Origin of the sequence: Picosynechococcus sp. PCC 7117, assembly GCF_001693275.1 — a bacterium.
In the GTDB taxonomy this organism is placed as follows: domain Bacteria; phylum Cyanobacteriota; class Cyanobacteriia; order Cyanobacteriales; family MRBY01; genus MRBY01.
In genome coordinates this window covers 218,186-240,989 of sequence record NZ_CP016477.1, presented here as the reverse complement: position 1 = coordinate 240,989, position 22,804 = coordinate 218,186, and the positions used below count along the sequence as shown (strand labels likewise).

At 48.2% G+C, this 22,804-nt stretch carries 23 protein-coding genes; 3 read left to right on the top strand and 20 right to left on the bottom strand.

Annotated features, from left to right (window positions below; all coding sequences use genetic code 11):
* Nucleotides 1-41: 41 nt before the first annotated feature.
* The 5 genes from radC to AWQ22_RS01150 all read right to left on the bottom strand — a co-directional run bounded on the left by radC (nt 42) and on the right by AWQ22_RS01150 (nt 4,383).
* Entirely contained in the window at nt 42-773 is a 732-nt protein-coding gene (radC, locus tag AWQ22_RS01170) for a DNA repair protein RadC (RefSeq protein WP_065709928.1), read from the bottom strand.
* A 47-nt stretch (nt 774-820) separates the two neighbouring features.
* A complete protein-coding gene (locus AWQ22_RS01165; protein WP_065709927.1) occupies nt 821-1,357 on the bottom strand; it encodes a DUF192 domain-containing protein in 537 nt (178 codons plus the stop codon).
* Nucleotides 1,358-1,413: 56 nt separating this feature from the next.
* Nucleotides 1,414-2,139, bottom strand: a complete 726-nt coding sequence (nblR, locus tag AWQ22_RS01160) for a response regulator transcription factor NblR (protein WP_012305855.1) — start codon at nt 2,137-2,139, stop codon at nt 1,414-1,416.
* A gap of 142 nt (nt 2,140-2,281) precedes the next feature.
* Nucleotides 2,282-3,223, bottom strand: coding sequence for an NAD(+) kinase (locus AWQ22_RS01155; protein ID WP_012305854.1), 942 nt, complete (start codon nt 3,221-3,223; stop codon nt 2,282-2,284).
* A 173-nt stretch (nt 3,224-3,396) separates the two neighbouring features.
* A complete protein-coding gene (locus tag AWQ22_RS01150; protein WP_062431858.1) occupies nt 3,397-4,383 on the bottom strand; it encodes an SDR family oxidoreductase in 987 nt (328 codons plus the stop codon).
* A gap of 154 nt (nt 4,384-4,537) precedes the next feature.
* On the opposite strand from AWQ22_RS01150, the gene msrA reads away from it, so the two are divergent.
* Nucleotides 4,538-5,197 (top strand): peptide-methionine (S)-S-oxide reductase MsrA, encoded by a 660-nt coding sequence (gene msrA, locus AWQ22_RS01145; protein WP_065709926.1) that lies wholly within the window; start codon nt 4,538-4,540, stop codon nt 5,195-5,197.
* A gap of 77 nt (nt 5,198-5,274) precedes the next feature.
* Here msrA and AWQ22_RS01140 read toward each other — a convergent pair whose 3' ends face one another.
* From AWQ22_RS01140 to dtd, 5 genes are all read right to left on the bottom strand, one after another.
* Complete coding sequence (locus AWQ22_RS01140) at nt 5,275-8,325, bottom strand: plasmid replication protein, CyRepA1 family (RefSeq protein ID WP_065709925.1); 3,051 nt, start codon at nt 8,323-8,325, stop codon at nt 5,275-5,277.
* A gap of 209 nt (nt 8,326-8,534) precedes the next feature.
* Nucleotides 8,535-9,857 carry a carboxyl-terminal processing protease CtpC gene (gene ctpC, locus AWQ22_RS01135; RefSeq protein WP_065709924.1) on the bottom strand — a complete coding sequence of 441 codons (1,323 nt, stop codon included), beginning with the start codon at nt 9,855-9,857 and terminating at the stop codon, nt 8,535-8,537.
* 211 nt (nt 9,858-10,068) lie between these two features.
* Complete coding sequence (gene cax / locus AWQ22_RS01130; protein ID WP_065709923.1) at nt 10,069-11,172, bottom strand: calcium/proton exchanger; 1,104 nt, start codon at nt 11,170-11,172, stop codon at nt 10,069-10,071.
* Between the two features lie 235 nt (nt 11,173-11,407).
* Nucleotides 11,408-12,376 (bottom strand): protochlorophyllide reductase, encoded by a 969-nt coding sequence (locus tag AWQ22_RS01125; RefSeq protein WP_012305847.1) that lies wholly within the window; start codon nt 12,374-12,376, stop codon nt 11,408-11,410.
* Between the two features lie 302 nt (nt 12,377-12,678).
* A complete protein-coding gene (gene dtd / locus AWQ22_RS01120) occupies nt 12,679-13,134 on the bottom strand; it encodes a D-aminoacyl-tRNA deacylase (RefSeq protein WP_065709922.1) in 456 nt (151 codons plus the stop codon).
* A gap of 66 nt (nt 13,135-13,200) precedes the next feature.
* Here dtd and AWQ22_RS01115 point away from each other — a divergent pair, with 66 nt between their 5' ends.
* Nucleotides 13,201-13,548 carry a YtxH domain-containing protein gene (locus tag AWQ22_RS01115; protein WP_065709921.1) on the top strand — a complete coding sequence of 116 codons (348 nt, stop codon included), beginning with the start codon at nt 13,201-13,203 and terminating at the stop codon, nt 13,546-13,548.
* Nucleotides 13,549-13,563: 15 nt separating this feature from the next.
* Nucleotides 13,564-13,956: a hypothetical protein gene (locus AWQ22_RS01110; protein ID WP_012305844.1), complete on the top strand. Its 393-nt coding sequence runs from the start codon at nt 13,564-13,566 to the stop codon at nt 13,954-13,956.
* A 36-nt stretch (nt 13,957-13,992) separates the two neighbouring features.
* Here the strand turns inward: AWQ22_RS01110 and hypD are convergent, their stop codons facing one another.
* The 10 genes from hypD to hoxU form a co-directional block, all read right to left on the bottom strand.
* The gene (hypD, locus tag AWQ22_RS01105; RefSeq protein WP_065709920.1) at nt 13,993-15,078 is read right to left on the bottom strand and encodes a hydrogenase formation protein HypD; all 1,086 of its coding nucleotides are present in this window, start codon (nt 15,076-15,078) and stop codon (nt 13,993-13,995) included.
* 3 nt (nt 15,079-15,081) lie between these two features.
* A complete protein-coding gene (locus AWQ22_RS01100; protein WP_065709919.1) occupies nt 15,082-15,321 on the bottom strand; it encodes a HypC/HybG/HupF family hydrogenase formation chaperone in 240 nt (79 codons plus the stop codon).
* Between the two features lie 132 nt (nt 15,322-15,453).
* The gene (gene hypF, locus AWQ22_RS01095) at nt 15,454-17,748 is read right to left on the bottom strand and encodes a carbamoyltransferase HypF (protein WP_065709918.1); all 2,295 of its coding nucleotides are present in this window, start codon (nt 17,746-17,748) and stop codon (nt 15,454-15,456) included.
* A gap of 7 nt (nt 17,749-17,755) precedes the next feature.
* Complete coding sequence (gene hypB / locus AWQ22_RS01090) at nt 17,756-18,532, bottom strand: hydrogenase nickel incorporation protein HypB (protein WP_232321425.1); 777 nt, start codon at nt 18,530-18,532, stop codon at nt 17,756-17,758.
* Nucleotides 18,533-18,574: 42 nt separating this feature from the next.
* Nucleotides 18,575-18,916 (bottom strand): hydrogenase maturation nickel metallochaperone HypA, encoded by a 342-nt coding sequence (hypA, locus tag AWQ22_RS01085; protein WP_065709916.1) that lies wholly within the window; start codon nt 18,914-18,916, stop codon nt 18,575-18,577.
* Nucleotides 18,904-19,335 carry a hydrogenase maturation protease gene (locus AWQ22_RS01080; RefSeq protein WP_065709915.1) on the bottom strand — a complete coding sequence of 144 codons (432 nt, stop codon included), beginning with the start codon at nt 19,333-19,335 and terminating at the stop codon, nt 18,904-18,906. The genes hypA and AWQ22_RS01080 overlap by 13 nt, the downstream gene beginning before the upstream one ends.
* Nucleotides 19,335-20,759, bottom strand: coding sequence for a Ni/Fe hydrogenase subunit alpha (locus AWQ22_RS01075; RefSeq protein WP_065709914.1), 1,425 nt, complete (start codon nt 20,757-20,759; stop codon nt 19,335-19,337). Before AWQ22_RS01075 ends, AWQ22_RS01080 begins: the two co-directional genes overlap by 1 nt.
* Nucleotides 20,760-20,837: 78 nt before the next feature.
* Nucleotides 20,838-21,482 carry a CBS domain-containing protein gene (locus AWQ22_RS01070; RefSeq protein WP_232321423.1) on the bottom strand — a complete coding sequence of 215 codons (645 nt, stop codon included), beginning with the start codon at nt 21,480-21,482 and terminating at the stop codon, nt 20,838-20,840.
* A 5-nt stretch (nt 21,483-21,487) separates the two neighbouring features.
* On the bottom strand, nt 21,488-22,054 hold the full coding sequence (locus AWQ22_RS01065; protein ID WP_065709913.1) for an oxidoreductase: 567 nt from the start codon (nt 22,052-22,054) through the stop codon (nt 21,488-21,490).
* The gene (gene hoxU, locus AWQ22_RS01060) at nt 22,054-22,770 is read right to left on the bottom strand and encodes a bidirectional hydrogenase complex protein HoxU (protein WP_065709912.1); all 717 of its coding nucleotides are present in this window, start codon (nt 22,768-22,770) and stop codon (nt 22,054-22,056) included. The genes AWQ22_RS01065 and hoxU overlap by 1 nt, the downstream gene beginning before the upstream one ends.
* Nucleotides 22,771-22,804 lie beyond the last annotated feature (34 nt).

The window sequence follows — 22,804 nt, the reverse complement described above, 5'->3', positions numbered from 1 at the left end:
TGAAACAATTTTTATTGGAAAAGTTTATCGAAAAATATTTCTTATTCTGGTTGGGGGTAAGAGTCCCAGAGGGCTGTTTTTTGGCGTAGGCTGCCGAAGTTATCACGGCCAAGGATCAGGTGATCGAGGAGGGGAATGCCGAGAATTTGGGCGGATTGTAGTAAGCGTTCGGTGAGTTGTAAATCTTCGGGACTGGGATCGACATTACCGGAAGGATGATTGTGGGCGATGATCAAGCGAGTGGCTCCATGTTTGATGACTTCGCGGAAAATTTCCCTGGGGTGGGCTAGGGTTTCGGTGGCTAAACCAATGGTGACAACCCTCGTGGCGATTAGGGTATTTTTCACATCGAGGCAGAGGACGGCAAAGCGTTCTTGGTCTTGCCACATGAGATCGTTGCTGAGGGCGATCGCCGCTGCTTCGGGACTATCAACGATGATTTTTTCGCTGGGTTTCGCCTGGAAAATTCGTTTGCCGAGTTCGATCCCGGCGAGGATCTGGGCAGCTTTGGCAAGGCCCACTCCAGGGATGCTGGTCAGTTCCTGGGGGGTCGTGTGGCGCAACACATCAAAGGGATCCCGCTTACCCTGACTGCAGGTGTGCAAAATAAATTGGGCGAGGCCGACGGCGGAGAGGTTGCGGTGGCGATCGCCAGTGCTGATCAAGATGGCAATTAATTCGGCATTGGATAAATATTTGGCCCCCACTGCCACCAGGCGTTCGCGCGGTCGTTCGCTAGCGGGAATATCTTGGATCCGGGGGCTGTAGTTCATCTAGTTCTTAACAGATCAATGCACACAACTTGACGATGGGGATTTCATTATTCGTTGGTCTTGGTGACCTCGATGCGATCGCCTGCTTGGAGGTTAATTTCCTTCGCCAAACCGCCCCGAATTTCAATCACTTGATCAATATTGACGGTCGTTGGCGGCCCATAGGTAGGACAAGGATCATTTTCACAAGGGGGGACATCATGGGCGATCGCCTGCACCACCCCCTCCCGCAGGAAAATCATATCCAGATTGATCAAGCAATTTTTCATCCAAAAACTGACTGGGCGGGCGGGATCAAACTCAAATAACATCCCCCGATTATCCGGTAAAAATTCCCGATACATCAGCCCTAACCGCTGTTGTTCGGCGGTTTCTGCAACCTCTAACCCAAACCGTTGCTCCGATCCGACGATCTTGGCCGTTGCCGTAATCGGGAGCATTTGCCCCTGGGGTCTGGGGGCGGATTGGCTCACCGGGGTCTCACTGGGAGGCGTACTGAGGCCAGAATCATCAACCGGAAATGGGACACACCCAACCAAGACGGTGCCACAGAGAGCCAGACAAAGACGGGAAGTAAAAGACATGGTGCTTAGTTAAATGGTGGAGATCGAAGGGAGGCAGTTGGAACGCATTTTAAAACCTAGGGATCTTTTTTGAGGACATAACCGACTCCCCGCACAGTTTGAATCAGGCGTTTCTGGCCTTTTGCTTCAATTTTAAGGCGTAAATAACGAATATAGACTTCAATCACGTTAGATTCCCCTTGAAATTCGTTGCCCCAGACATTTTCCAGGATTTGCTCCCGTGTTAAGACCTGTTGGGGATGGGACATCAAATATTTCAACAGTTCAAATTCTTTGACTGTTAGTTCAATGGGACGGGGCGAGTCGCTACTTTGGCCTGGCGATCGCCACACCTGACGGGTATTGAGATCTAAGATTAAATCCCCAAAAAAAAGTTGCTCCCGTTGGCCTGTTTGGGGCTGGAGATAAATTTCGAGGAGTCGTAAAAAGCGTTCCTGTTGGTAGGGTTGCAGCACATAATCATCGGCACCCGCTTCCAGGCAGATTACCCGTTCCTCAACGCGATCCTGGGTCACCAGAAATAAAATGGGCCGCACAAATTGCGCTTTGCGGAGACTGCGACAAAAGTCGATCCCCCGTTGTCCCAGGAGGGGATAGTCCACAATTACCATGCCTGCTGGTAACTGTTGGAGGCGTTGTTGGGCTTGTTCTACCGTTTCAACGGTAATGGTTTGATAGCCGAGATCAGCAAGATCTAGGGTGGCCCGTTGTGTAAACTCTTGATCCGTCCCAACGAGGAGAACATAGGCTAAACCATCGGCGGCATATTGGCTTTGGGGCATATCAAGCTATCGAAATCTTCCGAACAAAGAAAAATAAATGTGGCTAAATAAAAAAGCTCAAGGGGTAATCTTTTTGATTCTAGAAAGGCTCAATTTAGGGAAAGACAAATTTTCATGAATCTTTGCTTCTGATGCCATTTCCCTAAAGAACTTTGCGGGATGTGGGCTTCGCCACGTGGGGGAGTCCCCAGCCCAGCTTCTCCCGGAGGATTCGGAAAAATTCGGGTCGGTGGAGGCGCACAAAGCGGGCATTGTAAGGCGATCGCTCTAAATGGACTTGATCCTCCGGCAAGACATAGGCCCCACCGTTACCATCGACGACCATCACCAAGCGGTGGGACGTTGCCGGAAAAATATTTACCGGTTCTGTGTCCGAAAAGACGAGGGCCCGGGACGCGAGGGAATGGGGACAAATGGGGGCGAGCTGGAAAACGGGCACATCGGGGGTAACGACGGGGCCACCCGCACTGAGGGAATAGGCCGTGGAGCCGGTGGGGGTTGAAATCATAATGCCATCGGCGGCAATATCAACGGGGGCATGGCGACCAATCTGGATTTCAAAGTGGCACATCCCGGCTAGGGGTTCCCGGTGGAGCACCATTTCATTGAGACTGAGGGCTTCCCAAAGGAGTTCCCCGTCGCGGAAAAGCTGCACGGTAATCATCGAACGGTCTTCGATTTCGTATTCTCCGGCTAAAAGCTGGGCGATCGCCTCATCGAGGTGCTGGAGATACATTTCCGTTAAAAATCCGAGGTGTCCCGTATTGACCGTTAGCAACGGGATTCCCTTTGGGGCAACCTGGCGTGCGGCTGACAAGACTGTGCCATCTCCCCCCAGAACCACGGCAAACTGCATATTTTCATCAAAGTTGGGGGGCACCAATTGCTCAATTTTGGTGTGACACACGGGCTGTTGGTGGCCCGTTTCCTGGGTTGGCGGACATTCTGCATAGCCAAGTAGACCGCCAAATCCAGTGGCCGTAAACACTTCCCACCCTTTATTCCTCAAGGTTTTGGCTAATTCCTGAGCGACTTGGCAGGCAATGGGTTTGATGTCGTTATAGATAATGCCGGCTTTGGGCACAAGTAGAAGTGTCCTACAAACTTAAGGATATAAACAATAGGGTATCACTCAAACCGTTTCCCTTAATACCTATACGGTTGGCGATCGCCACTAATGAAACGTCAAGTTTTTAATTCTTCAGCAGCATCCCCCCAGGCCTCACTCCAGGGGAACACAACTGTAGTAAAACGTCCCTAAAACGGTGTCCGAATATTCGGCTTTTTCTTCCCGTTTTTCTTTTTGCCCTTATTTTTCTCGTAGTCAATTTCCTTCAGCTTTTGCATAATGCGGCTGAAGTATTCCTGTAAATAACTTTCGAGGGTCGTTGTTTCGGCGGGATCAAGCCCAAAGGTTTTGTAAACATCTTCCATCGGCGCGTCCAAAGGCTTACCCGTGGCCATCACTTCTGCAAAAGCCAAGCGATCCGACGCATTTTGCCCCCATTGGAAAAAGCGGCTGACCCGGCGCATTAACCGCAGAAAACCTAGAGATAGTCGGGCAATGCTGGCAGTTTGGCCAGAATAACGCTCACAAATGGCGATAATTTCTTCCCCTTTCCAAGCCCGGGTGCCCACCACTGGAAATGTTTGTTTTTCCGTGGCCGGAATTTTCACCGCCTGCACCGCAAACTTCGCAATGTCTTGGGTGTTCATGTAGGCGATCGGCGAACTCTCCCCAGTGATCCAGACTGCTTGATTTTCAAGAATGGGAATCGCGTATTGGGCAATCAACCCCTGCATAAACCCACTCAAGCGCAGGATTGTATAATTCATGCCCGCTTCCTTGAGATATTCCTCGACGCAATATTTTGCATCCATCAAAGGCACATCACGGTGCTGCTCTGCATTAAGAATTGAGAAGAAAATAAATCGCTCAACCCCAGCTTCCTTGGCGGCTTGGATCAGGTTTACTTGCCCTTCCCAGTCAACTTCCTTAACACCAATAGAATCCGTTGCCCGGGCCGTGGCAGCATCAATGACAGCATCAACCCCTTCTAGGGCTGGGAGCAAAGACTCGGGCTGGCATAAATTTCCGCCGATTAATTCTGCACCCCACTCCTTGAGAAAGGAAGCTTTACGGGGATTCCGGACGAGACAACGGACTTGATGTCCTTCATCCAATGCCCGTCGCGCGACTTGCCTGCCTAATGTGCCAGTAGCACCGACCACCAGTAAATTCATTTAAATTCCGGTTAAGTAACGTTTTTTTAAGATTCTATAGAATTTTATCAGAAAGCGATCGCCCCCTCCCCCCATGCAGAGAAAAAGGCCGCCCCATCCGCCAGATCTTTTTGTCTACAATCAAGGCAGTCACCATGGTTAAAATTTAAGTCCTATGTTTTTTGGTTTGCTCGGTAAAAAGACCCAGATGCCTACGCCCCAGGAGGCTTTACCCGGTCGTACCCAAACAATGCCTATCCCCGATCAGCATTTCGTCAATGGCAATCCCATTGCTCCCCCCTTCCCCGCAGGGATCAAACTTGCGATGTTTGGTCTGGGCTGTTTTTGGGGGGCAGAGCGCAAATTTTGGCAAACCCCCGGCGTTTTTAGTACAGCGGTGGGCTATGCGGCTGGCCACACCCCCAATCCAACCTATCAGGAAGTCTGCTCTGGGATGACGGGCCACAATGAGGTGGTTCTTGTTGCCTATGATCCTACGCAAGTGTCCTACGAGACTCTCCTCAAGGTTTTTTGGGAAAGCCATAATCCCACCCAAGGCATGCGCCAAGGTAACGATGTAGGCACCCAGTACCGTTCTGGTATTTACACCTACTCCGAGGCTCAAAAACAATTGGCCCAGACATCCCTAGAGGCCTACCAAGATGCTTTAAAGGCCGAGGGTTATGGCGCGATCACAACGGAAATTTTGGAGGCACCGGAATTTTATTACGCGGAAGAATACCATCAGCAGTATCTCGCAAAAAATCCAGGGGGCTACTGTGGCCTCGGTGGTACAGGGGTCGGCTGTCCCGTGGGTCTCGAAGCTAAATCCTAGTGACTCTCGGATCGCATAATTTTTGAACATCAGGGGCTTGGGTAAAATAGCCCCTTTTTTTTATTTTTCACCGCAGATTAGGACGCCTCTGGGGTCGGTAACTCAAACGTCAGTTGGACATAGTTTGATTCCGTTTGGTGCCGGGTTTCCTGAAGCTTAGCCAGGTATTTTTGGCAGTCTTCTTGCCAGAAAGCGGAGGTGCCTGGGCAATTTTGGTCGGTTTGTAGCCAATGTTGGAAGACCGTTTGGCGTTGATCCTGGGGCTGACTGATTTGGTAAATACGGGTGCGTTTTTTCTGAATGGTGGTGATCTTGAGGTATTTCAGTTCGAGGCCGAGTAGTTCGAGGAAGCGACGCAGAATCATGATCGGGGTAGAATTTTTCGCGAGGCCAATGCCAACGGTGGTCTTGATGGCATCTCGATTTTCTAAGGCGATCGCCGCCAGTCGTTGCATCTCTGGATCGAGGTTGTGGAGCGGTCGATTGGCCTGGGCGAGGAGAGTGGTGATCCCCAAAATTTCCATGGTGCCGATGATTGCCCCCATTTGGGAGTGGTTAAAATCAGGCTGGAAAATTTGCCCGCCCCCCTGTTGCATCAGGTGAGTGGCGATGAGGGCATCTCGATCCGCCAGGTAAGGGCGACCCAGGGTCAGGAAATAGTGACGCCGCAGCTTTTGGTACCAGTGGTCGTCATCTTTGGCCACTAGGGAAGCGGTGACGGGGAGATTGTAGCGTTTCTGGAGTTCGTATTTGCGGAGTTGTTGTCGTTCAGAGGGGCTTTTCAGGAGTTTCTTTTTCAGGCGTTGGTAGTCTTTGGTACTCAAGGGGGTTGCCTGGGCGATCGCCAAACATTCTGCTTGGTAGTTCGTATCGCGAATGGAATTAATCGCCGTGGCCAATTGATTATCGGGTTGGCTTTGAGTCGCCGTCGTTTTGCGGTGTTTTGGTACCGCCGACAACTGATGTCCTTCCCGCTGAAGATGAGCGAGCACGGCCTCGCGGTAGTTCACCATGCCCGCATTAATCCGCACCGCAAATTTGGCCCAACACAGAAGGGATTCAGCCTGAAAAGCAGTGTCTAAATCATCAAGGGCGATAAAGTCAGACTGTTGCAGCAGGCGGATATTCGTTTGGGTGAGCCTTTGACTGGAGGTGAGTAGTGCCGGAATGGAAGTGGCCCCATTGCCGATGGTGTTAAAGCCATATTTGGCCACCCAGAGATGACGCGGAATATTTTCACGCACTCGACTCAGGGCCTGGCAGATGGAATTAACCGTTTGTACCCCCTGGGCGATCGCCCACACCGAGGTGAAATGTCCCTGCAAATCGAGACTAATCCCCGTTTCCACAGCTGGACTCGCTAAAACCACATCATACTGGGCGAGGGTTTGGTTAATTTGGCCCATGGCACCGTAGGCAGGATGTTCAGGATCCGCCAGGGATTCCGCATCAAGGCGGAGAATTTTGCGGTCAGGAAACTGATTTTTGAGGTAAATTTCGAGGGTCGAAGTGCTCCATTGGCTCTTGAGTTTTTGGGCAGAGAGACAGATAAAAGGCCGCCCGCCCCCTTGGATATGTTGCACCAAGTCCTTGACTAGCCGTTTTGGTGTGCCATCGGGATAGTGATTGAGGGTGTAGTGGGTGGTGGTATCCGCTTGCCAAGTATTTTCAATGAGATAGGGCTGAAGCTTCTGGCCTCCCAGGGTCAGGAGATAGTCAATGGAAACATCACTCAAGTCGGCATCACTGATGTAAATTTGGCCTTCGCCGACAAAGACATTTTGCAGCAGGTGCTTGAGGCTCTGGAGAATATTGACCCGGTTATCGCGACAGGTGCTGGAATTTAACCCGTGCCATAGCACTTGTTCTACTTCGTCAAAAATAATCAGGGCATCACCCCAGTGATGGGGATTGAAACGGGCCTGGGATTTGCCATGCAGAGAATCAATGCAGAGGCCATAGCCATTAATTTTTAGGTTGGGTTCCTTGGATCGATCTTTGCCCCGGGGAAGATCACGGATGTAATCGAGGCCAAACCGCTGACAGAGTTCTTCGACGAGACGAATGCGGTGCCCAATCACAAGGACGGGCTGTTGGCGGGCGATCGCCCCTGCAACAACTGATTCTAGCCAACGGGTTTTGCCCGTTCCTTTGGGAGATTTGAGCGCAATTAACTTGGCTGCTGGGGGAATTGTTAACTGCTCCGGGAGATACCGCTGGTGGAGGATTTGGTGACGGGGATAGGTGAGTTGTTCAAGGTCTTGGGCTTTCCAGAGATCGAGGCTGGGGGCGTCTTGAAAGGCAGCTTCAAAGGCGGCTTGACCTTGGTTTGCAATGAGATCATCCACCCCTTTCCCAGCACGACGGTCCCAGGTGATCACCTTGACGGGGCAACCGGCTTGTTTGAGTAAATAACCCGTTTTCCGGATGGCACTGCGCACGGCCCGGATGGTGGTGGGTTTTTCGTCCTGGTCAAAGGCAATGTAAATGGTGCGCTGCCCGTGAATCAGTTTTTTCAGTTGGGGAATCAGTCGAGATTGGCCGATGCGGTGGCCAAATTCATCCTTGGGCGTCCGGATTGCTCCGTAAATTCCCGGCAGGGCGATCGCCCCGTAGCCGGCACTGAGGAGAGAGCCTGCTTTTTTCGCCCCTTCAGTAATAATCAAGGGAATTTGGGGATGTTCCTTTAGCCATTGCCAAAAGCCCCCATCGGGCTGGGTATCGTCCCAATCGTCTTGGCTAAATTCCAGTTGATGGCGGCGGGCCACCCGTTCCCACACATGGGGCGGCAGGCGTAACGCAAACAGGCCCGTACTCGTTTTCGGGGGGTGTTCGTACTTGATGGGTTTGCCTTTTTCTGGATTGACGCGGGGTTGTTCCGGTTTGAAACAGCCCCAAAGGTCAGCCTTTCCCGTCAAAATATCGACGCCAGAACACCACCAGCCCCCGGCCTCGGTGTGTTGATAGCGCTGGAGGTAACTGTCCCCCAAACGACCATCATTTCGTCGGGGCAACGCCTCTGAATAGAGCAAATAATCCAAAGGGCGATCGCCCTCTAGGGAAATAACATTCAGTTGGATGAGTTCAGGATCAACACAGCTTTGCTGCCATTCTTGAACATGATCCATGGGTTGCACCTCAGACGCTAGATGTAGGGTAACTAAGCATACTCCACTCTATATCTGGTGCGCAACTTTATTTTAAAAAAAATCTTAAGCAAATCTTAAGGCTGTAAATCCAGGGAAGTTGGGCCTGGGATCCGGGGGGCGATCGCCACCGCAACAAGATTTGTAACGGCCTTTTAAAGGGCGATCGCTGAAACCAAGGACTAGGGAGTTTAGCTATCCTGGGCGGGGCGGCTCGGTCGCTCAGTACTGGCCTGTTTTTCGGGGATCACAATCGTCCCAGTACGGAGTTGTTCGTCGAGCAGTTGGATCGCCTTGGCATATTGCGGGTCAGCCATTGTACCAATTTTTGTGCGATCTTCTTGCAATGTTTCTTGATCAGCTTCATCAAGTTCCACGATAAAGTCCGGCGCAATGCCTTCTTTATTGATATCCCGACCAGAGGGGGTCAAATATTTTGCCACCGTCACGGCAACCCCAGAATCATCCCCTAGGCGGCGGACAGACTGGACTAGGCCCTTACCGAAGGTTTGCGTCCCTACAAGTACCGCCCGTTGATTGTCCTGGAGCGCGCCAGAAAGGATTTCGCTGGCACTGGCGGATCCCCCGTCCACTAAAACGATCAGGGGTTTATCCGTTAGGGCACGGTCACTGGCCTCCTGGCGATCCACTTCCCCGACACGGTTTACCGTCGAAACAATCCCACCACCGTCGAGCCACATTTGGGCGATGTCAATGCTGGCGTAGAGCAGTCCCCCAGGATTTGAACGCAGATCTAAAACGTAGCCATCGACATTTTGGGACTCTAGATCGGCGATCGCCTCGCGCATCTCTGCCGTTGCCTGGGCGCTAAATTGGGTCAAGCGAATATAGCCCACATCCCCAATGGGACTCTCATTAATCCGTGCCTTTACCGGGTGAATCTGAATCACTTCCCGGACAATGGGAAATTCTAATACTCGCTCATCTCGGCGAATGGTGAGGGTGACCTCCGTACCCCGTTGGCCCCGGATCAAATTCACCACATCGTTGAGTTCCATCCCTTCGGTGGGTTGCTCATCCACAGCAACGATCACATCTTGGGCCATAATGCCCGCTTCAAAGGCTGGCGTCTCCTCAATGGGCGCAATCACGACCACCTCTTCTGTATCTTTATCCTTGGCGATCTGAATGCCGACCCCGGTCAACTCACCGGACGTATCAACCTGTAAATTTTCAAAATCTTGGGGGGGCATAAACCGGGTGTAAGGATCTCCCAGGAGATCTAACATTTCCCGAATTGCATCGTAGGCTTCGTCCGTGTTGGCATAGTCTTTGCTGAGAAACTTTTGCCGCACCTGACGCCAGTCATTTTGGTTAAAGGTCGCATCAACATATTCTTTGTTGATGACATACCAAACCTCGTCCACAATTTCCTTTGGGCTGTCTTTGAGGTAGGCTTGACTTTTAGAGTAGTGCAGCCCTGCCCCTGTAACCGCCACAGTGGTTAACACTAGAGCTGTTGCACCGAGTACAAAGGGTTTAGAGTTTGACATGGAAGGCTTCAGATAATTAGTAAATTGGGACTGCCCCCATCAATAATTTGCACGACAGCCACTATACCTATGCTAATGCAGCAAACTTAAAATCGGGAAGAGCGATGAAGATTTCCCGATTAGATCAGCATTATTTATGGTGGCTAAAAATAAAGACGAACCAAGGTTCGCCCAAAAAAATTAGCAGCTTGATTGTGTTGAATATCTCGGCCTAGGCCAATCCAGGTACGGCAGGATGGAAGAAAAAGGCCAATCCGAGCACTGTATAGGTCGCTAGCAACAAGCTTCCTTCTAACCAGTTGGAGTTGCCGTCAGAACTAATGGAGTTGGCAATCAGTACAGCCACGGCCACGGCCACCAGTTCAAAAGGATTAAAATCAAGATCCATCGGTTGACCAATGACCCAACCAGCAATCACTAAGACCGGGGCGACGAAGAGGGCAATTTGTAAACTAGAGCCAACGGCAACGGACACAGACAGATCCATTTTATTTTTTAGGGCAACGGTAACAGCGGTGGCATGTTCTGCGGCATTACCGATGATGGGCAGGAGGATCACCCCTGTAAAGAGAGGACTGAGGCCAAGGCTTTCGGTGGCTGCTTCGAGGGAACCGACTAGGAGTTCCGACTCAATGGCAACGGCGAGGGTAACAATCAGTAGGACTCCAACCCAGAGCCAAAGGTTAACTTTTGCCTTGGCTTCTTCTTCTGTTTCCCCTTCTTCTTCGATTTCTGCGACCCCCACATCATATAGATAGGAGTGGGTTTTCATCGAGAACAATAAAGTGAGGCCATAGACCAGAATGAGCACAATGGCTACGGCAACGGAAAGATTTTGGAGAGTTGCTTGGCCGATACCAGCGGAGGTGTACTCTACGGCGGTAGGAATTAGGATCGCAATTACCGCCAAGTTCATGGACGAAGCATTAAGGCGGGCAGCGGTGGGCTGAAAGTCTTGTTCTTTGAACTTGAGGCCACCCAGGAGCATCGCAAAACCCATCACCAGCAGCAGGTTACTAATGATTGATCCGGTGATCGTGGCCTTGACAACATCGACTAAGCCGGACTTGAGGGCGATAAAAGCCAAAATTAATTCGGTGGCATTACCAAAGGTGGCATTTAACAGACCGCCAAGGTTGGGGCCGACGACAACGGCAATTTCTTCGGTGGCTTCTCCCATGAAAGCGGCTAGGGGCACAATGGCGATCGCCGCTGTACAAAATACAGTCACGGGACTCCATTCGAGGAAGTGACCAGCCAAGGAAATTGGGATAAAAACGAGCAGGGCCAGGAAAAGAGTGTTTTTGTTTAGCATAGAGACGTAAGGGTTGCGCTAGTGTCCAATATAGACGCGAAACCAAGAATCCGCGCCCCTTTCGGCAGAGATTCCCCAAGGCGATCGCCTCGACCCTTGATACTTGCCCTAATACGCGACTTTAAACCCTAAAAATATAGGCAAGGGAGAATATTTCGTGAGAAAAAAAATCTCCCTTGATGGGAGATGTTAACAATTAAATTACTCTCTTAAGGAATAGGAATCAGGATAGAAATTAGGCCGGCATCCCCACTAACTTGGCGCTGAGATCCCAAAGGACATCTGCTTTGTTGTCATCGAGAGCTTCATCAGAAACTTCTTGCATAAAGGCTTCCCGTCCTTGCTGTTGGCGGTTTCCCCAACTCCAGTAAACACCAGATACATCGAAGCCAGAATCCGCAACAACTTTAGCGAGACGTTCTCCGGCCACTTCTTCAGTGACATAACCCCCGGTGATATTTTTTTGGAACCAAGGGAAGATCTTCCGAAATAGACCATAGTGATTTCTAAAGAGACCCGTTTCGGCAACGCAACCCGGATAGAAGGAATTGAAGATAATCCCAGTGTCTTTGTGATAGCGGTTGTGGAGTTCCCGCATGGTGAGAATATTGCAGAGTTTGCTGTCTTTGTAAGCTTTACCAGGTTTAAAGATTTTGCCGTCGATCATGGCAACAGGGGGCTTAAAGCCAGCGGCCATTCCCTGGAGATCGCCAAGGTCGGGGGGCGCAGGAATGGGAATTTTACCGCCTACTTCTTTCGGGTTGGCGGTGACAGTGCCGAGAATCACAAGGCGTTTGTCTGCAGCGGGGGAATTTTTGAGGTCTTCCAACATCAGATTGCAGAGCAGGAAATGACCCAAATGGTTGGTGGCAACGCACAGTTCATAACCGTCTTTGTTGCGTTGGGGTTCCTTGGCGAGGGGCAGATAAACCGCCGCATTACAAACTAGGGAGTTTAGGGTTTTACCCGTTGCCCGAAAATCGGCGACGAATTTACGGACGCTATCGAAATCAGCGAGATCAAGGTGCATGATCGTCCGACTGGCTTCGGGGATACCAACTTCTTTGGCGACTCGCTCGGTTTTTTCGAGGTTGCGGCAGGCCATGACCACATGCCAGCCTTTATCGGCGAGGGCTTTGGCCCCATAGAGTCCGACCCCGGACGAGGCACCAGTAATGATCGCTGTTTTTTGTTGATCTGTCATGATTCTATGCTTTGGCGGAAATTCATCACGTTAACTGCTTGTTGAAAATCTTACTATCGTTCTTTTCCCTTAATTTCAGGGGAATTCGTCGGGGAGAATTTGTCCTGGGAATTGGGCAAGCAGTACGGGAGGGCTGAATTGGGCAAAGGCTTATGCCATGGGGCGATCGCCTTTTGCGTGGGGGAACTGAAACGGCGATCGCCAAACTTTTAATATTTGTATCTCAATATTGCCCACTGCTTTACAAAGCCATATTTCTCGTAAAAACCTGGGGGAAAACTTTACTGAAATTTGAGGCCAGTTCAGGCGGGTTTAGCTTCGCACTCTAGGAGGAAGGTCACGGGGCCATCGTTGCTGATTTCCACCTGCATCATGGCGCCAAATTGTCCGGTTTCGATCTTCAGCCCACTTTGGCGCAAGAAAGCCACAAATTTGTCGTAAATCTGTTCGGCTTGATCTGGTTTGGCAGAACCACTAAAGGATGGTCGTCGGCCCTTACGACAGTCGCCATAGAGGGTAAATTGACTAACCACGAGGATTTCCCCTTGGATATCTTGGATCGAGGCTTGCCAGGGATTGCCCTCAGGATCCGGAAAGAGGCGCAGATCAAGGCATTTGCGGGCGAGCCACTGTAATTCGGCGTCGGTGTCGGTGGGGGAAATGCCGACGAGGAGCGTTAAGCCTTGGTTGATTTGGCCAACAATGTGCTGATTGACGCTGACGTGGGATTGTTGCACCCGTTGGAGAACAATTTTCATCGGTTTTAGTAGAAGCCGGGTTGAATACTACAATGGAGGCGATTTGTGTAATGGGAGAACTTCAGTATGGCTGAGCGAAATGGTGGGGCCTTTGTGGGCGGTGTGCTCATTGGGGGCGCTGTGGGGGCGATCGCCGGTTTATTATTCGCACCGCACTCTGGTAAAGATACCCGAAAAATTCTCAAAAAATCCCTCGAAGCGTTGCCAGAACTGGCGGAGGATCTCTCGGATAGTCTACAACTCCACGCTGATCAACTCTCGGAAACGGCCCGTCGCAATTGGGAAGATACCCTGCAACGGTTACAGGAGGCGATCGCCGCTGGGATTGAAGCGAGCCAAACCGAAGCCCAACGTCTCGATGCCGAAGAAGAGGAACTCCTCCCTGTCCAAGAGATTGACCCGTCCCAAAATTAAACCGTTTCATTTACAGTGCAAGATCCCCTTTTTTGGCTACTCCTGTCTTTTTTGCTCGTTGCCCTCAGCCTTACCGCTGTCCTCGCCGCTGCTTTCCCGGCCTTTTTGGAACTGGGACGGGCGGCCCGTAGCGCAGAAAAACTCCTCGATACCCTCAACCGAGAACTGCCGCGCACCCTTGATGCCCTCCGGCGTACGGGGGGAGATATTACCGAATTAACCGATGAACTCGAAGCCAGTTTTAAAAGTGCCCGGGGGATTCTCCAGCAGACAGAAAAAGGACTGAAGCACACCCAACGACAAATTCAACAGGTGCAACGGGGGGGACGTAGTACTTGGACGGGATTCCAGACGGCTTGGCAAACGTTTTGGCGATCGCCCCGTAAAAAATCCAGGCGACGTCGTTAATTTTCCTTATTTTCTGATGTCATCGCCAAGGGAAATTTAGCCGTAACGGTAATAGGCGGCACAAGCCCCTTCGAAGGAGACCATCGGTGCACCGAGGGGATGTTCTGGAGTACAGCTTTTTCCAAAGGCGGGACATTGCTTGGGTTTTTTTCGACCTTGCAGAATTTCGCCGCTGATACAAGAAGAAGGTGCTTGGGGCTGGAAATGCGTCAAATCTAGCTTAAATTTGCGAGAGGCATCAAAAGCGGCATATTTTTGCAGTAATCCGAGACCACTCTGGGGAATTTCACCAATCCCGCGCCAAGTACGTGGCACAATTTCAAAAATTTCGGTCACTAATTGCTGGGCCGTGGCATTCCCTGCGGCTTGGACGACGCGACGGTATTGATTTTCGATTGCGGCTCGCCCTTCTTCTAATTGTTTCACGCACAGATAAATGCCTTGCACAATGTCCAACGGTTCAAAGCCTGTCACGATCAGGGGGATTTGGTGATTTTCGGCGATCGCCTCGTATTCCTGATAGCCCATCACAGTACAAACATGACCCGCGAGCAAAAAACCCTGAATGGTTCGATCCGGGGCGGACAAAATCGCTTCCATCGCTGGCGGCACTAACACATGGGCGACCAAGAGGGAAAAATTGGTTAGTCCTAATTTGGCGGCTTGGTAGACTGCCATCGCCGTGGTTGGTGCTGTCGTTTCAAAGCCCACCGCAAAAAAAATCACCTCTTTATCGGGATTTTCCTGGGCCATTTTTAGGGCATCGAGGGGGGAATAAACCATTTTTACGTTTGCTCCCTGCGCCTTCACCGCAAGCAAATCGAGCCTTGTCCCCGGCACGCGCAACATATCACCAAAGGAACACAACACCACATCGGGCAACTGAGCCAGGGAGATCGCCTGATCAATGAGTTCAGCGGGAGTAACACAGACCGGACAACCGGGGCCATGGATTAGCGTAATTTCTGGGGGGAGCAGTTGATCGATGCCGTATTTAACGATGCTGTGGGTTTGTCCGCCACAAATTTCCATGATTTGCCACGGACGGGTCACAACATTGGCGATCGCCTGCACATATTTCTGAACCGCTGCGGGATCGCGAAATTCATCTACAAATTTCATTCACTATCCCCCCGCAAAGGACTCCATTTCGGCCAAAGTGGCAAGGGTTTCTGTTGCCGCCACTTCATCCAAAACACTCAGGGCAAACCCCGCGTGAACCACCGCATAATCCCCCACTTGGGCTTCCGGCACATAGGCGAGGCTCACCTCCCGCACCACACCGCTAAAACTAACGCGACCCATTTTAAAAAGGGGGTCATCCCCTGTAATTTCTAAAATTTTTCCCGGCACAGCAAGGCACATATTTTTGGAATATTTTGATTGGATTGGCTACTGTTTATCCTAACGAATTTTTCGCCTTGATGTTATTAGTTTTAAGTTTTTTATTAAGCTTTTTGTTGAGGCTCTTCTGGATGATTTCCCAACAGTAAAAAATCAGATCGCTTGTCCAGCAACCGCCATAATCTGCCCCAAGGCGATCGCCCCATCATTGGGCGGAAATTTCTGTGGATAATAGATATTTGCCTCACTAGATTCTAACTTTTGGATCGTTTGCTCTAATAAATATTTATTTTGAAAACAGCCCCCCGCTAAGACAATATTTTTTCGAGAATTAAAACCAAGCTTAAGGGTATGCAGATAAATAGCAAAAATAATTTCTACCAAGGTATTGTGAAATTTTGCCGCAATAAAATTTTTAGGCAAGTCATTTTGCAAATCCTGAATAATACCCTGAAATATACCACGACTATCAATCTCTAAGATTGAATCATTTTTTGTGTATTGAAACTGATAAAAATCTGGTATTTGCAAACTATCAATTGAAAATTCTAAAGCCATCGCTGCCTGTCCTTCAAAACTTTCACTTTGCCTTAAATCAAGCAGAGAGGCAACCCCATCAAATAAGCGTCCAACACTAGAAGTGAATGGTGTATTAATGTCTTTTTTTGACATTGATAAAAGCAATTCCAATTCTGTTGCAGAAAAAGCCTGAATTGTGGGTAAATTTAACTTTTTCAATACCTGCAAATCATAGAGTTGAGACAACAAACCTAAAGCACTGCGACGGGGTTCTCGACTCGCTTGATCTCCCCCCGGTAACGGAAACGGTTTAAAGTGGGCAATTTTTTCACAACCCTGTTTTGTCACCCAGAAAAACTCACCGCCCCAAATTGTGCCATCTTCGCCATATCCCGTCCCATCCCAAGCCACACCTAACAGCGGCGATTCAAGCTGATGTTCCGCCATACAAGCATATATATGGGCATGGTGGTGCTGCACTGAAATCAAAGAAATATTCAGTTTCTGCGCGAGATTTTTAGCGTATTGAGTAGAGAGGTAATCAGGATGTAAATCACAGGCAATAATATCAGGTTGAAAGTCATAAATTTGACTTAATTTCTGCAATGTTTTTTCCATCGCTTGCAGTGTTAATTGATTGGATAGATCACCAATATGCTGACTTAGAAAAATACGATTTTTTTGGGCGATCGCCACCGTATTTTTTAGATGTGCCCCCATTGCCAAAACACTTTTCGAGAGCGTTCGTTTTAAGGTGAGTGGCTCTGGCGCATAGCCCCGCGATCGCCGCAAAATTATAGGCCTATTGTTCATCACCTGCACCACTGAATCATCCACCGGACGCAAAATTCGGCGATTATGAATTAAAAAGCCATCGGCAATATTTTTGAGCCTCTCTAGCGCTTCAGTTTCATCAATGCAAATGGGTTCATCACTGCGGTTACCACTGGTTGCAATGACTGGAAAATTCAGGCCTTTTAATAACAAATGGTGTAGCGGAGTATAGGGCAACATTACTCCTAAATTCGGATTGTGCGGCGCAACATTTTCAGCAAGATTAAATTCTTTTTTCTTCTGTAATAAAATAATCGGACTAGCTTGGGAAGTCAAAAATTCTTCTTCTAATTGTGACAGAAAACAATCATTTTTAATGGACGGCAAATCAGGATACATCACCGCAAAGGGTTTATCAGGACGTTGTTTCCGTCCACGCAATTGTTGCACTGCTTTTTTATTTCTGGCATCAACTAATAACTGGAATCCGCCTAAGCCTTTTAGGGCAACAATTTTTCCATCACGAATATATTGAATTGCTGCCTCTAAAGGTGATTGATTTGTATTTTCTTGCCCTTGGCAATGACTCAAAAATTCAAGTTTAGGGCCACAAATTGGGCAGGCATTGGGTTGGGCATGGAAACGGCGATCGCCGGGGTCTTCGTATTCCCGTTGACAGTCGGCACACATCGGAAAATCTGCCATTGACGTTAGGGAGCGATCGTAGGGCAGGGTTTCAATAATGCTGTAGCGGGGGCCGCAATGGGTGCAGTTCGTAAAAGGATATTGATAACGGCGATTTTGAGGATTAAAAATTTCTGCAATGCATTCAGAACAGGTGGCTAAATCGGGTAAAACAACGGCAATTTTTTCTCCAGTTTGACTGACCCGAATTTGAAATTTTTTAAAATTAACTGGCTCTAAATATTGATATTTCAAAGTATTAATTTTGGCATTAGAGGGCAATTCTGCTTGCAGTTTTTCGAGAAATAAATTTAAAGGCGATCGCCCACCTTCTACTTCAATAGTGACCCCCGCAGCCGAGTTATTCACCCAACCAAATAAATTGAGTGCTGTCGCTAATTGGTAAACAAAGGGACGAAAACCAACCCCCTGCACTGTACCTTGAATCTCTAACCTTAACCGTCGTTTCACAAGTAATTTATACAGTGATTACAGCTTGGGAAACAACGTCTTGATACTGGCTTTGAAGATAGTTTAACCAGCTTTCCATGCCTTCCCCCGTGCGGGCAGATAGCTCAAAAATTTGCGCTTGGGGACACATTTTCTTGATATTTTCTAATGCCAAATTACGGTCAAAACCAACAACTTCAGCAATATCAATTTTGTTAATAATGACGACATCAGCGGACTTAAACATCGTCGGATATTTTAAGGGTTTATCTTCCCCTTCAGTTGTGGAAAGTAGGACAATCCTTTTATGTTCACCGAGGTCATAGGCAGCAGGACAAACTAAATTGCCCACATTTTCAATGATTAATAAATTAACACCATCAAGGGCAAGTTTTTGGGCGGCATTTAAGACCATTGCCGCATCAAGGTGACAAAGTGTTCCTGTAGTAATTTGGGCAATCGGAATATTATTTTTTCGCAGCCGTTGGGCATCGTTATCCGTTTCTAAATCGCCCACGATGACGGCTGAATTCAGTTTATTTTTTAATTGCTTAATGGTGCGTTCTAATAATGCCGTTTTCCCTGATCCGGGACTTGAAACGACATTAATAACAAATAAATTTTTCGCTAAAAAATAGCCGCGATTACGCTCAGCTAGACGATCATTTTTTGCAAAAATAGATTGATTAATATTAATGGCATGGCTATGGTTCCCATCATGATTATGGTGATGTTCATGATCATGGGGGTGATGATGGTCATGATGCCCGTGGGAATGATCATGGGCGTGGGTATGAATTTTCACAGGTTTTTCAACAGCGTTACAACCGCAATTTCCACACATAATTTAAATCACCTCTAAGGATTTTAATTCGACTTCTTTACCACTTAAAATATGTTGACTTAAACTACTACATAACGGACATTCATAAAATAAATCGGGGGGTGTAAAGGGGCGATCGCATTCGGCGCAATAACAGGTTACAGGAACCGTTTCAATAGTTAGTTTAGCCTGTTCGGCAAGGGTTCCGCCTGCCACCGCCTCAAAGGCAAAACTCAGGGCTTCCGGCACGACACCACTGATTGCCCCAATTCGCATGGTCAAGTTTAAAATTTTGGCGGCATTTTGTTTCTCGGCTGAGGCACAGGCGATCGCCACGGTTTCTGTCATAATGGCTACTTCATGCATGGTGTGAGTCGTTCTTGCAAAAGATGAATCGCTGTTTCGATTGCTTTTTGGGTTATATCAGAATAGCTTTCCCCCAGTTTAAAATCTTGGGCAGGGATTAAAACTAAGTAAGCATCGGGCACATAATGATAAATTTCTTGGGCTAAATTCAAAAGGCTTTTGGGGTCAATAAAATGTCCAAAATTGTGTTCATTATCTCTCCGTTGAATAGGTTTAATCGTTACGGTCTTAACGGGAGCTGCATCGATAAAGTAAACCTGCTTCACTTGTAACAAATCTTCCACTAATTCAGGGGTGAGTTGATGGGTGGCGATCGCCTTTATCTTTTCCTGATCAAAAAAAGCTTCCGCAACCTTTTGTCCAGCTCCATCATCAGAGCGTAATGTATTGCCGTAACCAATCATTAAAGTTTGTTTCATTAACTATCACGACGAATTTCTTTGACAATGGAACCATCAGGGGAAATTAATTGTAAAATCATCGGCATTTGTCCGGCGGCATGGGTTGAACAACTCAAACAAGGATCATAATTTCTCACCCCAGCTTCTACCCGATTTAAAATACCTTCGGCGACATTTTCACCATGAATATAATGCTTGGCAATTTGGGTCACAGTACGGTTAATCGCAAAATTGTTTTGTCCCGTAGCAATCACTAAATTAATTTTTTGAAGCAGTCCATTTTCATCCACTTGATAATGGTGAAATAGGGTTCCTCGTGGTGCTTCACTCACACCAACAGCTTCGGTTTGATTGACCCCCGCCTCTGCTTGTAAACGATTAGAAAATAAATCGGGATCATCAATCATCCGCTCAATTCTTTCGAGGGAACCTAATATTTCAATCAGTCTGGCATGGTGATAAACAAAGGAAGCCTGCACAATTTTGCCGTGCCGTTGTCGATATTCAATCAGTTCTTGATCAGCGGCTTCTGTGCCAAAATGTTCACAAATATTTAGCCGTGCTAAAGGCCCGACGCGGTAAACACCCGTTTCGCCAAAAAGTTTGTAATAGGGGGATTTTAAGTAGGAATCTTCCTGTAATTTTTCCCCAAGAAATTCACGGTAATTGTTCGGATCAAGGCGATCGCCCACAATATTGCCGTGGCTATCGATCATTCGCAAAATGCCGCCATAATGTTCCCATGCACCGGACTCGCCCACTAAGCCGAGATAAAGACTCGGAAAATTGCCGAAAACTGCCACTTCTTCCTGATGGGAGTCAAGAATTTTTTTAAATAAACTCAGGGCATTTTTAACGGTATTTTTTGCTTCCGATAAACCCTCTTTAATGTAAGTTTGTCCTTCTTTTGTTAGCGATGATCGCACACCACCGGGGATTGACCAGGCGGGGTGAACTTTTTGGCTCCCAAGGATTTTAATAATGTCCTGTCCAAATTTTCTTAGACGAATTCCACCCCGTGCTAAATCAGGATCAGCGGCAATTAAACCAAATACATTTCTCGTCTTTGGATCGCCGTCCCAACCAAAGATTAAATCAGGACTACTGAGGTGGAAAAAACTGAGGGCATGGGATTGGGTAATCTGGGCAAGATTAATCATTCGCCGTAATTTTTCTGCCGCTGCAGGAATTTTTACAGCTAATAATTGATCCCCTGTTTTTGAGGATGCAATTAGGTGACTGACGGGACAAATGCCACAGATTCGGGAAGTTAAGGCGGGCATTTCCCAGAAAGGACGACCTTCACAAAATTTCTCAAACCCCCGAAATTCCCCTACATGAAAACGGGCTTCATTCACTTCCCCTTGATCATCTAGATAAATGGAAATTTTGGCATGTCCTTCGATGCGAGTTACGGGATCAATAATGATTGTTTTAGACATTTTTTACTCCTAGATGCTTTTTCAAACGGACGCTAAAAATGTGTTGATTAAAGTTTTTGTTTTAACGAATTATGACTGTTAACCACTACACCAATTGTCAACCATTAAATGATCGATGGCTTCTGGATTTTTTTCTAAATATTCTTCAAGGGCGGTTTTGTCCACTTTTTGGGATTGTTGGTAGGCGGTTTCAGCTTGTAGTTCTTCCACCATTGCCCATGCTTGAATACAGTCACTCGAATCATATCCTTTTTCTTGACAGATTAATTTTGCTTGTTGAATGGCGGCTTGCATTTCTGCGGCAAATAATAGTTCTTTGGGACGTTCTAAAAAATCACTTTTGCTAATTAAATCTTCAACGGTAATTATCCCTAAAAGTTTGTCAGTCATGACGGGGGCACTGTGCAAATTCCATTGGCTAAATAGGCGGGCAACATATTCAACCGCCAGATCGGGACTCACGAAAATGCAAGGTTTGGTCATAATTTCATAGACCCGTATTGCCCTTGGATCACGACCATAGGCGATCACTTTACTGACGATATCGGTGGCGGTCAAAATGCCGTAGGCATCGTGAACATGGCGACGATCAACTATTAATACACGGGTTTTATTCACTCGCATACATTGGGTGGCACTGGCAATGGTCGCTAAACCTTTGATGGTCACCACATTGGGATTCATGATATCGGCGGCAGTCAGCATGGCAAATGTTTGGGACATAAAATCTAGCCGAATTTGATCATTTCTCGTCCTTCCATTTCCGGCAATTTTCCTTCTAATAAGGGGGCGATCGCCGCTTTAATTCGGTCGGCATCGGGGGGGCAACCGGGGAGAAATAAATCGATATCAACGACTTCATGGATGGGCAAAACTCTGGGTAATAAGGGCGGCAAAATTCCTCCGGTAATTTGTTGGGGTAATTGGTGTTCTTCAGTGAGTTCTTTATAGCCCCGTTCTAAAATGGTTTGGGCATCACCTTTTTGGTTACGAATGCCCGTGACATTGGTCGTTACGGCACAGTCCCCAAAGGCAATTAATAGCTTTGTATTTTGGCGAACTTTTTCTAATAATTCCAAATTTTCTTGGTTAGCAACAGCCCCTTCAATGAGACAAACATCGACATTTTTAGGGTAATCTTTGACATCGGAACCGACGGGACTAAAGACCACATCCACATATTTTGTCAACTCAATTAAAAATTCATCGAGGTCTAAAAATGACATGTGACAACCGGAACAACCCGCCAACCAAATTGTTGCAAACCGAATTTTTTCTTGGGTTTCTTGCGCCATTATCTTGTCCACTCCCCTTTTGTACGTGCGGTAATTAAAAATTCGAGTTTTTGGCGATCACCGAGTTTACTGCCTACTGTAGCTCCCTTGCGGAAAATCGATCCCGTTGGACAAGCATCCACACATTTGCCACAACTCGTACAGGCATCCACCGCCCCCCAAGGCTGATTTAAACCAGAGACAATTTTCGATTCACCACCCCGATTTGCCACATCCCAGACGTGCGCCCCCTCGATCTCATCACAGACCCGAACACAGCGGGTGCAAAGGATACAGCGATTATGGTCAATGCCAAATTGCTTGTGGGAAATATCCACCTCCCGTTTTGGATATTGGTACGGAAAGCGCGAATGATCCATCCCCACCTCCACCGCCATATCCTGCAACTCACAATTGCCATTCGCCACACAGACGGCACAAACATGGTTCCCTTCCGCGAAGAGCAATTCCACCGTCATCCGACGATATTCTTCTAATTTTTCTGTGTGGGTCTGGACAACCATCCCCTCCATCACCTCCGTCACACAGGCGGGCTGGAGTTTATTACTCCCCTCAATTTCCACGAGACAGAGGCGACAAGCTCCCACATCGGACACCCCCTCCAGATGGCACAGGGTCGGAATGTGAATCCCCGCATCACGGGCGGCTTCAAGGATCGTTTCCCCAGCACGGGCGCTGATTAGCTGATCATTTATCGTTAAGGTGTTGACTGCCATAGTTTTGCTTTGTTGCTTAGGATGCTTGTTTTAA